General features: G+C 47.0%; 12 protein-coding genes. 6 read left to right on the top strand and 6 right to left on the bottom strand.

The features are described from left to right. The first annotated feature begins 97 nt into the window (after positions 1–97). A complete protein-coding gene (locus ACM64D_RS04390; RefSeq protein WP_415061967.1) occupies positions 98–2266 on the top strand; it encodes a FecR domain-containing protein in 2169 nt (722 codons plus the stop codon). Beyond that, positions 2263–4218 carry an ATP-binding protein gene (locus ACM64D_RS04385; protein ID WP_415061966.1) on the top strand — a complete coding sequence of 652 codons (1956 nt, stop codon included), beginning with the start codon at positions 2263–2265 and terminating at the stop codon, positions 4216–4218. Before ACM64D_RS04390 ends, ACM64D_RS04385 begins: the two co-directional genes overlap by 4 nt. An 18-nt stretch (positions 4219–4236) precedes the next feature. On the opposite strand, the gene ACM64D_RS04380 is transcribed toward ACM64D_RS04385, so the two are convergent. Both ACM64D_RS04380 and ACM64D_RS04375 read right to left on the bottom strand, forming a co-directional pair. Continuing rightward, positions 4237–4644 carry a response regulator gene (locus tag ACM64D_RS04380; RefSeq protein ID WP_415061965.1) on the bottom strand — a complete coding sequence of 136 codons (408 nt, stop codon included), beginning with the start codon at positions 4642–4644 and terminating at the stop codon, positions 4237–4239. A 62-nt stretch (positions 4645–4706) separates the two neighbouring features. Continuing rightward, positions 4707–5585, bottom strand: coding sequence for a ChaN family lipoprotein (locus ACM64D_RS04375; RefSeq protein WP_415061964.1), 879 nt, complete (start codon positions 5583–5585; stop codon positions 4707–4709). 203 nt (positions 5586–5788) lie between these two features. Here ACM64D_RS04375 and rpmG point away from each other — a divergent pair, with 203 nt between their 5' ends. Genes rpmG through ACM64D_RS04360 form a run of 3 tightly spaced genes read left to right on the top strand, consistent with a single transcriptional unit; the run spans position 5789 to position 7124 of the window. Next, a complete protein-coding gene (gene rpmG, locus ACM64D_RS04370) occupies positions 5789–5968 on the top strand; it encodes a 50S ribosomal protein L33 (protein ID WP_041873421.1) in 180 nt (59 codons plus the stop codon). Beyond that, the gene (dcd, locus tag ACM64D_RS04365) at positions 5968–6504 is read left to right on the top strand and encodes a dCTP deaminase (RefSeq protein ID WP_415061963.1); all 537 of its coding nucleotides are present in this window, start codon (positions 5968–5970) and stop codon (positions 6502–6504) included. The genes rpmG and dcd overlap by 1 nt, the downstream gene beginning before the upstream one ends. Continuing rightward, positions 6486–7124: a hypothetical protein gene (locus ACM64D_RS04360; protein WP_415061962.1), complete on the top strand. Its 639-nt coding sequence runs from the start codon at positions 6486–6488 to the stop codon at positions 7122–7124. The genes dcd and ACM64D_RS04360 overlap by 19 nt, the downstream gene beginning before the upstream one ends. Here ACM64D_RS04360 and ACM64D_RS04355 read toward each other — a convergent pair. The 4 genes from ACM64D_RS04355 to ACM64D_RS04340 all read right to left on the bottom strand — a co-directional run bounded on the left by ACM64D_RS04355 (position 7066) and on the right by ACM64D_RS04340 (position 13484). Further along, entirely contained in the window at positions 7066–10152 is a 3087-nt protein-coding gene (locus ACM64D_RS04355; RefSeq protein WP_415061961.1) for a hypothetical protein, read from the bottom strand. The genes ACM64D_RS04360 and ACM64D_RS04355 overlap by 59 nt on opposite strands. After that, positions 10142–11575, bottom strand: coding sequence for a transposase (locus ACM64D_RS04350; RefSeq protein WP_415061960.1), 1434 nt, complete (start codon positions 11573–11575; stop codon positions 10142–10144). Before ACM64D_RS04350 ends, ACM64D_RS04355 begins: the two co-directional genes overlap by 11 nt. Before the next feature lie 168 nt (positions 11576–11743). Beyond that, on the bottom strand, positions 11744–12481 hold the full coding sequence (locus ACM64D_RS04345) for an alpha/beta fold hydrolase (RefSeq protein ID WP_415061959.1): 738 nt from the start codon (positions 12479–12481) through the stop codon (positions 11744–11746). Next, on the bottom strand, positions 12468–13484 hold the full coding sequence (locus ACM64D_RS04340; protein WP_415061958.1) for a M14 family zinc carboxypeptidase: 1017 nt from the start codon (positions 13482–13484) through the stop codon (positions 12468–12470). The genes ACM64D_RS04345 and ACM64D_RS04340 overlap by 14 nt, the downstream gene beginning before the upstream one ends. 121 nt (positions 13485–13605) lie before the next feature. On the opposite strand from ACM64D_RS04340, the gene ACM64D_RS04335 reads away from it, so the two are divergent. Then, the gene (locus ACM64D_RS04335) at positions 13606–14400 is read left to right on the top strand and encodes a DUF1338 domain-containing protein (RefSeq protein ID WP_415062103.1); all 795 of its coding nucleotides are present in this window, start codon (positions 13606–13608) and stop codon (positions 14398–14400) included. The last annotated feature ends 44 nt before the right edge of the window (positions 14401–14444 follow it).

Genomic DNA, 14444 nt, shown 5'->3' with positions numbered 1-14444 from the left:
CTTCGCGGAAACCCGAAAAGAAATTCTGATTTAACTTAGCCTTAGGTCCGTAAATCATCCGTCATTTCCAGCCGATAAGGCCTAAAGCAGGAGTGTTATGTCACGCTTTGGACACACAGAAAAAATCATCTTTATGGTCGCTATGATCACTCTCATGGCGTTCTCATATTTTTTATATGATGATTCCTTGCTATTCCCCAAAGCCAACAATGAAAAACTAGAGCTTATTGGCGGCGTGGCCGTCTCTCAGAATGATGTTCGCCGAAAAAACTTGGATACTTTTAGCTGGGTTCCAGCTTCTCATAAAGACAAAGTTTTCCAAAATGACTCTATCTTCACCGGAGATCGCTCGGAAGCGACCATTCAACTGCAAGATGGAACACAAATCAAAATCGAACCCAATTCATTGATCACCTTAAATCTTAAAAATGGTCAAATGAACTTGGATCTGCGGTACGGTAACTTGATCGGGGAACTTGCCCAAGGCTCTTCACTGACAATTAAATCAGGAACAGAAGAGTTCCTGTTAGAAAGCCAAAAAGACTCTGCCGAAAAATCAAAAATTCAATTTAACAAGGCTCATAGCGGCACCGTGGATTTGAAGCTCCTCTCTGGAGACGTCAAATACATCGACAAGAAAAAGAAAGCCGTCAAAGAACTGCCGAAGAACGCCGTGGTGGCCGTCAACAAGCAGGGCGAAGTCAAACAGGTTGAAAAAACAGAGCTGACTCTGACCACCGCCAACAACGCTTCGTGGTTGCGCCTCAATCCCGATGATCCCCTTTATTTTGAATGGCAAAGCAAAGGCGATGTGGCTCGCTATGAACTTGAAATTTCTCCCACGGAAGACTTTAGCTCTATTGCTGTCTCTAAAATGACCACGGGAACTTCCGTACAAGTGACGGACCCTCTGGAGCCCGGCGCCTATTACTGGCGTCTGAAGGCTCTGGACTCCAATGGACACATTGGAGCGATCACTCCGCCACAGCAAATGCAAATTTCTCACTTGGCGGGACCTCAAATTGTTCTCCCCGCTCCGGCAGCACAATTTGATTTGGAACTAAAAGTGAAACCCAAAGAGGATCTTGCCACGGCCACAGAAGTTCAGTGGAAAGCACAACCTGTCTTAAAGAACTTCACTTTGCAAATCGCTCAAGATGCGGAGTTCACGCAAATTCTTAAAGAAGCTCAGACAAACAATCTTGCCGCGCTGACCCCTAAGTTGCCCAGCGGAACTTACTGGCTGCGTGTTCAAGGCCAAACGGAAGATCAGAAAATATCTCCGTGGTCACAACCCGTTTCATTCACGCTGAATCTCTTTGCTCACAAGGAAGAACGCCCCGCCACTCCTATCCTCGTCACCAAGGCGGTCGAGTTCAAGACCCCCACAGAGAAAGATCGCAATCCAGCGTCCCCCGAAGCTCCGAAACTTGCTTGGAAGCCCGTGCTAAAAACGAAGAGCTATCAACTACAGATCTCCAAGGACGCGACATTTAAGAACATAGAAAAATATGATGTCGCACAAACTCAAGTTTCGTGGTCGCAATACCGGCCGGGCAAACACTACTATCGAGTGTATGCTCGAGGGCTTAATGGTCTTCTCAGTGAACCTAGTGAGGTCGGCAGCATTGACGTCAGCGTCGGCGGTTTGACACTGAACCCGTTCAAAGAAATCAAAGTCATCGGCACAACTCCTGTCCCCAAAGAAACCAAAGTTTCTTGGACAGAAGTCCCCTTTGCTAAGTCATATCTTTTACAAATGGATAAGAGCAAAGATTTCTCAGCGCCCCAACAGATGGAATTCAATGCCAACGGCGGGACTTTGACCTTGCCGGATCCCGGTCGCTACAGCGTGCGCGTTCAAGCCTTGGATGAAGACAATAAACCTTTGACGGAATTTTCCAACATCGAAGAAGTTCTCTACACCTTCCGTTCACCTCTGAGTGCACCGCTGTTGACGGAGCCCTTCAACAACGCCTCCATCTTCCTGCAAACAGAAATGGAACCATTTATTTGGCTGGAGTGGAAAAAGGTCGAAGGAGCTTCCACTTATCGCATCGAAATCTCAGATAAACCTGATTTCTCGAGAACTTTGATTGCAAAGTCACTCACCGGCAATCGTTTTTTAATTAAAGAAAAAGTCCCGCTTGGAAAAATCTACTGGCGCGTACGGGCTGAGGCGAAAGAAGACGTGGAGCCTTCGGATTGGGCAACACAACGTGAGTTCACCCTTTACCATCAGAAGAATGAGACTTTTGTAAAATGAAGATTCAATACTCACTATTCGATACTCTCTTAGAACCCGTCTTTGTTCTAAACACAGAACAAAAGGTGGTCTATTGCAACGAAACTGCCGCCCTCGTCGCGGGCCTTTCTATTCGCAAAATCACGAAAGGCATGAAGTTCTGTGACCTCTTCGAATTCAGCGAGCCTATTGAGGGGCTGAATGAACTTATCAACGTCTGCGACGCCACTCCTTACAAAGAAGTGACCTTCAAAACACCTCAAGGTGGCGAAGGCAAAGTACAAATCACCTTGCAGCCTATCTTTGATGCCATGGGCGACAAAAACTGGATCGTCTTTGTTCGCGACGTGACACTCGAAGAACGTCTACAAAAAAAATATCGCGCGGAACTTGAGCAAAAAGAAGGCGTGATCAAAGCGTTGGAAGACGCCAAAGCTCAACTAGAACACTATAGTAAAAACCTCGAACAGATGGTCGCGGATCGCACCCGTGAGTTGTCACGTTTAAATCAAACAATGTCAGCCCTCCTCGATAGTTTGGGCCAAGGGTTCTTCATTTTTAATCCACAAGGTCACATCCTGGATGTTTCCTCCAAAGCCTGCGAAAACACGGTGGAGTGTAAACCCGATGGCAAACTGATTTGGGATGTTTTGAAGCTTCCTACAAACAAGGTCGAAGGTTTCAAAAAGTGGATGCAAACTCTTTTCATGGAAATGTTGCCCTTTGAGGACCTAGCTCCGCTGGGCCCCACCACTTTTGAACACTCTCAATCGCGCAATATCGCCTTGGAATATCATCCTCTTCGCTCTGCGGAAGGAACCATGGATGGCGTTGTGGTTGTCGCCTCCGATATCACATCGCTTGTCGAGGCTCAAAAACAAGCCGAAAATGAAAAAGAACACGCCAAACTTATTATCAATATGATTAAGAGTAAGCGTGAGATCCATCGTTTCATTCAAGAAGCTCAAGGTCTCTTGATGGCCATCCGCGAAGAGGTCTCTAAAGATGAAGGCCCTTATGACAGTGAAAGCCTTTATCGCCACTTGCACACCCTTAAAGGGGGCGCCGCTCTTTTCTCTGTGACCGAGGTCGCGGAATCATGCCATCAGGCGGAAACTATTCTTAGCGAACTTAAAGACAACTGGACTCACCCCGCCTTTATTGCCCTTCGTGGAAAGTGCTTTGAGATCGAAGATTACTTCTTCAAGTTCCTTCATGAAACAAGAGAGATTCTGGGTTCTTCGGCCCTCTCTGAAGAACGTCAGATTGAAATTGCGATTAGCAAGCTCAATGATATTGCCCGCAAAGTGGGAACACTTCCCGGAGGCGGAGCTGTTGCGCAGGAACTGCTTTTGGAGCTTGCCATGGAGCCCGTGTCCCGCTTCTTAGAACCGTACAACGAAGTGATGTTACGACTTGCCGAACGAGTCGACAAGATGATGGCGCCTTTAAAGATCACCCATGGCTCTGTCATGGTCATTCCAGAAATCTATAATTCACTTTTCTCAACCCTGGTGCACGCCTTCCGAAATGCCGTCGATCATGGAATCGAACTCCCCGATCAGCGCGTAGATCTTGGCAAACCCGCCGAGGGACAAGTGGAAGTGGAGCTTGAAGTTCTTCATCAAGCAACGCCTCGTCCCCTATTGCAAATCCGCATCAAAGACGATGGCGGAGGCATTGATCCTTCAAAGATTCGCGAAAAACTTGCCAAACGCATGGTCGACACAAGAAACAAGTCAGACCACGAAGTCATTCAACATATTTTTGACAGTCAATTTTCAACTCGAGATCAGGTCACCGATATTTCTGGTCGCGGAGTAGGAATGGATGCCATCAAAGTGGCGGCGGAAGAACTGCAAGGACGTGTGTGGGTGGATTCCGAGTTGGGCAAGGGCACAACACTTTTGATTGAAGTCCCCTATATTACCGAATTTAAGAAAACTCAGACAAAAACCGCCGCAGCGGCTTAATACAAAGTCTGCGGTATTTTACGCTTTGTTATGCTTGGCGTAAGCGGCTTTCAACTTGTCTTCAAAAATCTTCGCCGAAAAAGGTTTCACGATATATTGGGAAACCCCCGCCAAAACGGCTTCAGTCACCTGATCCCGTTCAGACTCCGACGTCAGCAACACAAAAGGAAGATTGCTCCACTCTGCCGTGGCGCGAACCTGTTTTAAAAGCTCCAACCCCTTCATCTTGGGCATGTTCCAGTCAGAAATCACCAACTGAAACTGCATCCCGGGATTGTTATTTTGAACAAGAAGTTTAAGTCCCTCTTCCCCGTCCGCCGCTTCTTGAATGTTCTTATATCCCATCACCTTCAATGTGTTTTTCACAAGATCACGAATGGACGGCATATCATCAATAACTAGAATGCGGGTCTCTGGAGGAAACATATGTGGACTCCTTAAAGCTTCCTCTATTTTAGGAAAAAGGTACGAGGAAGCTCAAAGAATCTTTACATCACTAGACTTTGTGCGGGTCCTAACCACAAGAAGTCCGCACGAGGCCCCTCTGTCGGAGAGGGGGCGATTTCCCCAGCAATATCATCATCGCTAAGTCCCAGAGTGTTCACTTGGGAAAAACTCACAACCGGGACATGAGGTGCACGGGCATGAATTCGATCCGGCAAACCGCCACCAAACTGCACGTGAAAATCCCCGACGACAATAACCAAGACCTGCTCGGGGTGGTTCACGATGAACTCTGTCGCCGTCCACGCCATGGTGTCATCCCAAATCGACTGAGCAGCAAAATACCGTTCGCCCGCCGCCGGAGACGGCAAGTGAGGCATCATGCTTAAGAAGCGTTGTTTATAACTATCACGCCCCAAGGAGAACTGAGGCGGCAACAACGTGCGATCTTCATCAGTCAAAGAATCCAAACCATTCTTCGACACTTTCCCCGTCAAACTGCGAGGAGCATTCAAAGCCAGGGTTTGCGCGCCCTCACTCATATTAGGGAACAAAGCCTGGTCACGATAGTAATCATAAGAGGGGTTGCCCCACTGGATGGCTTTCAAAAAGTCCGCCTCAGACAAAGCCCCGGCCCGATAGGAATCCACTAAAGACTGCTGAGTGTATGTAAAAAATTCCATCCCGACAGAGACCCGAAGTCCCCGGGCGCGAAGAGCCTTCATGATGTCCACTTGCTGAGCCTGATGCTCCTTAAATCCGTGGTTTTCTCCGATCACAACGATAGATCCGGGAGTCACGGTGGAAACAGCCTCTTCCAAGGTCACAGGCTGATGGGTGTTTCCCCTCAAAATGCCACTGGTTTGGGCATGAGCACAGGCTGATAAAAGCACCGATACAAGAAAAAGACTCCAAGAGTTCATGAATTCCCCTTTTAGACATCAAATTGTCTGTTGAAGTTTCCCTATTCCTTTGATACCTTGACCCCCTTTGAAAAGGTATTGTCATTTTTTCTAAATTACGCATGGCGATATATTTGATTCAAAAGTAACCTACTCCGGCAAATCTGGTGTAGTAAGGAAGTCCACTCTGACGAGGTCAGGGTGAATAAATAAGGGGCACCGCAATGGCAAAAAAATCAGGAAGAATCATCATCACTCTTGAGTGCACTGAAGCTCGCGCTGAAGGCAAACCTGTTTCTCGTTACACAACGACAAAGAACAAAACTAAGACTCCAAGCCGTCTTGAGAAAAAGAAATACAATCCAAATCTTAAGCGTCACACAGTTCACAGAGAAACTAAGTAATGATTCTTACGGATCAGCAGATTCTCGAACACATGGAGCAAGGTTCTATTAAAGTAGAACCCTTCCGCAGAGAGTGCCTAGGAACGAACTCTTACGATGTTCACTTGGGCAAGACTCTGGCTGTTTATGAAGAGAAGACGCTGGACGCAAAGAAGCATAACAAGATTCGCACTTTTGATATTCCTGAAGAGGGTTTCGTCTTAATGCCAGACACCCTCTATTTGGGCGTCACTATGGAGTACACAGAAACTCTAAAGCACGTTCCATTTTTAGAAGGTAAATCAAGTGTAGGTCGTCTCGGAATCGACATCCATGCCACTGCAGGCAAAGGAGATGTCGGTTTCTGTAACTATTGGACTCTGGAAATCTCGGTAAAACAGCCGGTTCGTATTTACACTGGCATGCCGATTGGTCAGTTGATATACTTTGAAGTGAAGGGCGATATTTTGACGGCTTATAACGTCAAACCTTCGGCGAAGTATAACGACAAAAAACCTATTCCTGTAGAGTCTATGATGTGGAAAAACTCTTTTTAAGATCCCTTCTCACAATCAGTGTTTTATCCTTAGTGGCCTGCTCCGGAGCCGAGGTCACAGAAATTTCCGGTATTGATCCTAATACGATTGTCTCTGGCTCGTTCACTCAGTACGACAACTCCATCATCAGCGGCAGCGGGGTCGTTCGTTTTACAGAAGCCCTCACCCTCAACTCTAGTAAGTCCATCGCATTAAAAGCCTCTTTAGATCAGCTTAATTCAAGCTCGGTAGCTGTTGTTTTCTATTCTGCAAACTCTGGTATTCCCACAAACGATGGCGTGATGGTGACCTTCAGTCGCTCTGGTGCCAGCGTCAATGGACAAGTCAGCATCAACGGCAATTCCGCCATGGTGAATACCACCAAGATGTCCTACTACTTCCCCACTTCTTTGGATGTGATTGTCGAGGTTCACAATGTCGGCTCGAAGGCTCGAGTCCTCATTTGGCGAAGAAATATGGTGGAATATGCTCCAGAGACGGCGGATGTGGACTCGAACAGATCGGGAGATCTTGAGTCCACGTTGCCAACACAAAAAGGTGTCGGCCCCTATGTTGGTTTGATTATTCAAAACTCGACTGTGTCAGCGGCCCGTTTGGAGTCTCAGAAGGTTCTTGATTAACAGGGCCTTCAGGCAGGGTCTTAACGGCTTTGGCGCTCTTGTTCACTTGATCCGCAATATACCCTAAGATTTCAGATAATTGCAGACGATCGGCCCAAACATCCCAATTTTCGGATTTCCCTCTCCACTTTAACGCAAAAAGAATTTTCTCTTTCAATGTCTCAGGGGGCTTCCCATATCGGAGAATATACGTAAAGAGATCCAAAAGATCTGACTCTTTCAGGGTGCCCTTTTGAATCTGATCTTTCGCCAACTCAAGCAAAATACCCTTAAACGCCGGGAATGCCTTTAAGGACTCCGTCGTGGAAATAAAGCCGTCCTTGTTCTTATCAAATCGAGCAAAAACCATCTCGATATACTGAATCACATGCGGAGTCAGAGCGATTTCTTCAAGACGAGCGATATTTTTACTGTTCGGCACATATCCCGCCGCCTTAAAGACGTTGTTCATGTATAGAGCCCACTCATCTTTGCTGGATGTCTTCATAAAGCGAACGTACTCGGGAGTGGCCGACATCACCTGTGGCATGGCATCCTTATAGGAAGCTCGTGCACAACTCAAGGTCACGGTCTCTGTGTCCTTCACATCGTCTCGCCCGTTAAAACAAACGCGAACAAGTTCTTTTCTTAACAAGGTGTTGATATGAACCCCGGACCAAATCAAACCAACAAGGTCCGTCACTTCAGCATAAGACGCCAAAATATTTCCGTCTGAATGAGGCGTAAAGATATTGGCCTCACGAAAACGTGAAGAAGCAAAACTGACGTTTTTCGATTCAATGAGATCTAGTTCAACCAAAATAGGTCGCACTTCCATAAAGGCCCCATTTACCTCCTCCAGAGTCGCTCCGGAGTAATTAGCGATGCGGCCCTTGTCTGTCACAAAAGAACGCAAGAGGAAGCGCGACAAGGCTCTATTGATATTCAGACGACGAAGACTTTTTTGGGTGTAAAGCTGATCAAACTTGTTGGAGATGATAACACGCCCTTCACTATCAATCGTTACCGGCACGGGGCTTTGCACCGACAAAAGCAATTCGCGAAGTCCCGCCTCCAAATGTTCAGTGGAGCTGGGGGCATTCTGAGATTTTTTAAGAAGCTCGATCAGGTTGAGCGTATTAAGCCCTTCCGACGGTTGCCAGTTCTCGGTCAAACGAGCAATAAAAAGTTCGGTATCCAACCACACCTGAAGTTCATTGCGAACCACCTCAATGGAGGCCATATTAAGAGCGTTGGGAACATACCCATCAATGCGCTTCTCTGGGGCGACCATCAAGTTGTTAAGAACCAGTCCCAAAAGACGATCAATAGACTCGGCTTTCAGTCCTTTTGGAAGAAGCTCCAAATTTAGCAAATGGCGTACAATTTTATTCAGTTCCGCTTTAGAGAACTGATTGTCCTTCTTCTGAACCAAGAGGTCTCGTAAAATATTAAAACTTTGATTGGATAAGACCGACAAATAACTAATGATCAAAGGCTGCTCATAAGCCTTCTCTTTCAAGAAGTAGTCGTAATACAGAAAGTCCGTATAAAATCGCGCGGCAAATCCCAGCAGAACACTCCAATTCCCCTTCTTTAGCGAAGAGTCATTGCCACCTAAAATCATGTTTTTGGAATCAACAACCAAGGGAAGATATTTCTTCACTTTGTCGGCCCAGCTTTCCCCGTGAGGAGGGTAAAGAGATTCAATTTCACGAATCAGGCTTACAACGTCATTAAGATCATAAGATCCCTCAAACAGAACCCCGGCTTCTCGGACGGTGGCTTCCAAAACAAACTGTGACTCAAGGAAAAGCTTTTGGGCCTCTTCAGGAGAATAGATTTCTGGTTCCCACTCGCGTCCATAGATTGAGTAATAGGGTAAGAATCTTTCAATAAGAATCTTAATACGACTGACCTTTAAGCGCGCCGTCTCAAAATCGGTGGTCGTAAAAGAATCCACACTGCCACCGAAGAAAAGCTGCTTCACTTTCATCGCTTCAAAAACAAGATTGTTTGAAACCTTGAAGTCCGGCCAAACCACTTGCAGGGTTTTCAATAAGTCCGTGACTTCATCACGCGACACCACACCCTCGGGTTTTTCCGCCACAAGATCCTGAAAAACGGAAAGAACGTCTTCAACCGTGCGAGACAAGTACGACAGACGATAACCTGTTCCTGTTTCAGGAACAGACTTGATGAAATAGTAATAGCGCAAATACTGAACATAACCGCGCGCGCCCAACAATGAGAAACGTCCCCATTCACTCGGAGCGATTGTATTTTCATCTCCTCCAGCAAGGGCTCTTTTCACCTTCTTTGCAATGGGCATGTACTTCTTAATGACATTCGGAAATTCCCATTTTTCCCCAAAGAAATTTCCCATCTCTTCCATTAAAACTGCAAAATCAGAAAGCTTATACCCTTGCCCGTTTTTCTCGACCAGGGAGGCCAGATTGCGAGCGGCCACTTGGATCTCTTTATTGGCGGCTTCAAAATAGCGAATATCACTTTGCAAACTGCTCGCCTCAGAAACAGTCCAATTCAAGGAAAGAACCTTCATGTAGGGGTTCAAGCGAATCGTCATCTCGCGGAAGTTCTGAAACAACACCAACAGCTTATCGATTTCCGCTCGGGTGATATGCTCTCGACTGCCACCAATAAAGAGCTGTTTCAATTTCATGAACTCGATCTGCAAACCTGTAGAGATTTTTTGATTTTTTGATTTGTCTAAAAAATTATTTTCAAGAAAAGTAGCCAGCTCCTGCGCCGTATAACGATCGGCGGTACGACCCCGCACATATCGCTTAAATTTCTCAACCGCCCCCGTCACGCAATTCCAGCTGTTTTCAAGCTCGTCATTTTTCGCGGTCCCCTTGATGAAGGACTCGACCACCGGTTTCATATCAGAAAGGCACTGCGTCCCACTGAACTCCTGACTGCTGGGCGGAGGCGGTTCTTCCCCCACCTTGGTATCACAGCCGGTCAACCCCACCACAGAAAGAGCTAACACGATCAGAGATTTTTTAAATTCGAATCTAGAAAACATACGTCATGCCTCCGTAGACCCGGTCATTCGCACGATATTGATTGAGGAAACTGGAGGCATTGTAGGACTCATCCTGCACGCCCAAAACGTCTCCTCCCATGACCACGGCCCACTTTTGACTTGGATAATAGAGGAACTCAGTATTTAACAGTGAGCCTCTTTGATCATAGTCATAAAGATATTTAAATCTGGTTACAAAAGGACGACGGAAGAAGCTCGCCAACTGCCCCTCTACTCGGAAGGACAACGCATTGGTGAACTTCAAACGTTTATCGAAAAGAGTGAAGTCATCCGGAGTTCCATTCGCCAGAACGTCCACAATGCCCCCCCCCTCAACCTTCAGATACTCCAACTGAAAGGCCAAAGTTTTGGTCCAAACATTGGAAAGAGAAAAGTCAAAAGCTGCCGCATAGGCTTGAATTGGATTCAACCGCTGAATAGACCATTCCGTTTCCGGCAACTTTTCACGAGGGTCATCCTGCAAATAGGAAATAGAGGCTTTGAGATTGGAAAAAGAGTACCCCACATCCATAGAGTAGATACTGTGATAGGTCACATCAGGTGACACCGTCACGTCCACCTTATCTTCCGAAACGTCCTTAAAGTTTTTGCGTTTAAGAATCAACTCATTCACCGGAAGATAACCGGCACTGGTTACAACCCAAGGGCCCTTTTCTTTATTCCCCAGTCTCCCCATGAAGGCCACGCCTCCATTGCCGACAAGCTTCGCCGTTTCGGGAATATCCAACTCGTAGCGGATGTTATTAATGCGGTTGTTGAAATCATAATCACGAGAGGGCGCACGATACCAGCGACTGTCCGCCACTAGCCCCCCGCCTTCTTCGCGAATATCGGGGCCCATGCTTGGAATAAACATCGGGGTCGCAAACCCAAGAAGTTCCCAGCCCTCGGTGTTGTAATCTAAAAACAAACCCGACAGTCCTTGTTCTTCAGGTCGAAGAGCATCGATCGCGAAGTTCGGCTGCCACAAGCCCAATTGCCAACGACGATCCAACTCACTCCAATCTTTCTTCTTGCGCCCTAGAAAGCCCCGGAAGGAGCCCATACCATGCGAAGCCAAGTACGCCTCGTGAACGACAAAATGAGACTGACCACGCGAGAAGAAAGTTCCGCCGGAGATATCCGCCGCAAGATCCACCAAGGAGGTTTCTTTGAGGGCTGAGAGACGTGCGGAAAGAAGCTGACTGTACGTCAATTGAGGTGACTCAGGGATGGGCGTAAAGTACTGCATCCCTTCCATCCGGATTTGACCATAGACTTGCGCCGGAGAAGAGCTTTGAGGCCCTTCAATGGAACTCACCCCTTGAGCTTGAAGGTCCTTCAAACTTAGGGATTGAGTTTTTGCTTTTGTGGTCACCGCCATGCTTGCAAGCACCGCGGCAATGTAGGTTTTTCCCCTCACATTTTCCTCTGGATAAAAGTCCAGCTCATAGAGAATAAGAAAAGGCCTTTAGAGTCAACGGAGCCTTGCGTTGGCAGGCTCCCTCTCAAATATATGAGGTTTGGTGGTAAAAAAACGTCACTTCTTTTGAAAAACTTACCCCTAAAAATTTACCAGGGAACGGGGGTTTTAGAGCAAGTGCTCCAGCAGCCACTGAGGGTCATCAATAGGGATGTCATGCCCGGCCCAAGGATGCATTGCGGGCTTTAATCCCCACCCCTTGGCAATTTGCAGCGTGCAGTCTGGCGAGACCAGGCGGTCTCCATGACTTCCTATCAAACGCACCTCCCCCGGAGCCTCATGAGGAAAGCGATATTTTGAAGCCGCGATCATCTGGCGAAGAATATTCTCCATTTTCACGGGATGCCCCTTGGTGTAGGTCACCAAAGAAAGCAGCTCGGCATCTCGACGTTCACGGCTATTGGTGATCATCTCTAAAATCGTCTTTTCCCACTGCACTTCATCTTGCGCCCACAAAAGGCAGGTGGACTTCAAAACATTCGCCGGCTGGAAGCGATGATAAAAAGGCGAATAGCCTGACGAGCTTGTGCAAACTAAAAATGCCTTCTGCACTTCATGAGGGAACTCGCGCATCCACTCCACTGTGATCATGGCCCCCAGCGATACCGACAAAATATGAAAGGGCTCACCGGACTTTACAAACTCAGAATGACTTCGTAGGTCTTTCACGTAATCAGAAATTCTGGTGGGGCTTTTCTCTTTATAGCGGGCTCCATTGCCAGGAAGATCTATCAGCTCAAACTGATCCTGCGGAAAGTGCGCTTTCATTTTATCAACAAAAGAACCCCAATGCCCCACTCCTCGGGCCAAACCACGCAGCAGAATCCATTTTTTAGACGGGGTCATACCACAACTCCTTTGCTTTTCTATGAAGTTCCTCTTCCTTATCTTTAGGAAATTGCGCCCAGGCTTGCGAAGACGCCACGGCTCGAATTAAAAACTCCATCAATGTGTTATGGCGGCGCAGAGTTCTTTGATGGCGATGTCCTATCAACGGATTGAAAGGCCCCTCGGCTCGGAAGATCTGCCAAGGATTTTTTTTCACCCACATCCATGAGCCCATCTCTAAACACAACGGTAAATATTTATTCTGCCGATCGCGCCCTAAATGTTGATCGTAGAGATAATCCCACAGATCTCCGTGAGTCGTATAACTTTGGGCTTGGGGTTCGACGCGATAAAAATGATGAGGATAGGTGCGATCCAACAGTTCTTTCAAAGAATACATCAACGGAAGATCAGGAAACGGTTTCACCGTTTTTGCATAGGGAAACCACAGACGATCTTGAAAGCCAAAACCCGAATGAACATCGACTGTGATCGCCAATGAACTGCGCGCAATTTCTTTTTCTACCGCCGAAATCAAAGCCTGGGATTCGATCTCCATCGCGGCCCCGAGGGGGCCCCGATACCATGGAATCTGATTGCTGAAGCGATGCCCCCCGACCCAGCGTGCGGGATTTTCCGCCTCGACGGGAGCGTTTCTCATCAGATCCACGCCCTGGGGGTTGCTTCGTGTTTTCTTGTAAATCCCAATAGGATTCACCGTCGGAATAAAAAAGATACGCACCTTCTGCAAAGTTTTTTGCAAGGTCTCGTCCCACAAAGCCAACTCTGAAAGCGAATTCATCAGCGCCACACAGACCTGGGCACCGATACGCTCAAGTCCATGCACTCCTCCGATAAAACCTAAAACGGGTGCTTGCGGATCTTCACTTCCAAAACTGATTTTATAAATAGGAAAACGCAGTGATCCCTGCTCACTGTAGGCAAGAACTTCCGAGCGCGCCAACGCCCCCAAGGTCTGAATTCTTTTTTCAATTTGTTGGATCTCAGGAAGTGAACTCATAAACTCCATTCTTGGCGAATTATCGCCACCCTCCAATGGATAACGCTCAAAGCCATAGATGGGACATTGCGCCCCCTCTTCAAGAGCGGTAACCTTCCGCAGATGAGGAGAACAGCCTATGATGAGTCTTGACACTCTACTGGAAAAAATGTGGGCAGACTACTGCCAGCTCAACCCTGCGGCAAAACGCATCTATGATATTTTTACGTCCGAAGGAGAAACGGTCCTCAATGACCACATTGCCCTTCGTACCTTTAATCATCCTCGCCTCGGGATCGAGTCTCTGGCTCAGCACTTCAAAAAGTACGGCTACGTTGAAAAGGGAGACTATACTTTCGTAGAGAAGAAACTCTATGCAAAACACTATGAGCATCCTAACGAAAAAATGCCGAAGATCTTTATTAGTGAATTGGAACTAGAAAAGGTTTCTCCCTTCGTTCGCGAAACCGTCAATAAATTGGTGGATCAAATCCCCGATTCCATGATTCAGAATGAAGCTTTTGCTATGGCCGGTCGCCCTTGGAAAATGACTTATGCTCTTTACGCAGAACTTGCCAAAGAAAGTGAATACGTCTCATGGGTGGCGGCCTATGGTTTCAGACCCAATCATTTTACAGTGAACATCAACAATCTTAAGAAGTTTAACGACATTCAAACTTTAAACGATTTTGTTAAAAGCAAAGGCTATACTTTGAATAAATCAGGCGGAGAAATCAAAGGGTCCCCTGCCGACTACCTAGAGCAAAGTTCCACAATGGCTTCCGAGATTCCCGTGTCATTTGACGATGGCACTCACAATATTCCCGGGTGTTATTACGAGTTCGCAAAACGCTATCCTCTAGCAAATGGAAAACTCTATCAGGGATTTGTGGCGGCCTCTGCAGATAAGATTTTTGAAAGTACAAATCGACTTTAATAACAAATAACAGGTCGGCCAAAGTCCTTCGCCAGCACATTGTG

Source organism: Bdellovibrio sp., from assembly GCF_047637665.1.
GTDB lineage: Bacteria > Bdellovibrionota > Bdellovibrionia > Bdellovibrionales > Bdellovibrionaceae > Bdellovibrio.
The sequence above is the reverse complement of the archived record's forward strand: the minus strand, read 5'-3'. Positions and strand labels throughout refer to the sequence as shown.

What these genes read in the sequence shown, in the direction of transcription:
- dcd (WP_415061963.1), top strand. Translation starts at nt 5,968, where the DNA reads ATGATTCTTACGGATCAGCAGATTCTCGAACACATGGAGCAAGGTTCT.
- rpmG (WP_041873421.1), top strand. Translation starts at nt 5,789, where the DNA reads ATGGCAAAAAAATCAGGAAGAATCATCATCACTCTTGAGTGCACTGAA.
- ACM64D_RS04385 (WP_415061966.1), top strand. Translation starts at nt 2,263, where the DNA reads ATGAAGATTCAATACTCACTATTCGATACTCTCTTAGAACCCGTCTTT.
- ACM64D_RS04345 (WP_415061959.1), bottom strand. Translation starts at nt 12,481, where the DNA reads ATGACCCCGTCTAAAAAATGGATTCTGCTGCGTGGTTTGGCCCGAGGA.
- ACM64D_RS04380 (WP_415061965.1), bottom strand. Translation starts at nt 4,644, where the DNA reads ATGTTTCCTCCAGAGACCCGCATTCTAGTTATTGATGATATGCCGTCC.
- ACM64D_RS04390 (WP_415061967.1), top strand. Translation starts at nt 98, where the DNA reads ATGTCACGCTTTGGACACACAGAAAAAATCATCTTTATGGTCGCTATG.
- ACM64D_RS04340 (WP_415061958.1), bottom strand. Translation starts at nt 13,484, where the DNA reads ATGAGTTCACTTCCTGAGATCCAACAAATTGAAAAAAGAATTCAGACC.
- ACM64D_RS04375 (WP_415061964.1), bottom strand. Translation starts at nt 5,585, where the DNA reads ATGAACTCTTGGAGTCTTTTTCTTGTATCGGTGCTTTTATCAGCCTGT.
- ACM64D_RS04355 (WP_415061961.1), bottom strand. Translation starts at nt 10,152, where the DNA reads ATGTTTTCTAGATTCGAATTTAAAAAATCTCTGATCGTGTTAGCTCTT.
- ACM64D_RS04335 (WP_415062103.1), top strand. Translation starts at nt 13,606, where the DNA reads ATGAGTCTTGACACTCTACTGGAAAAAATGTGGGCAGACTACTGCCAG.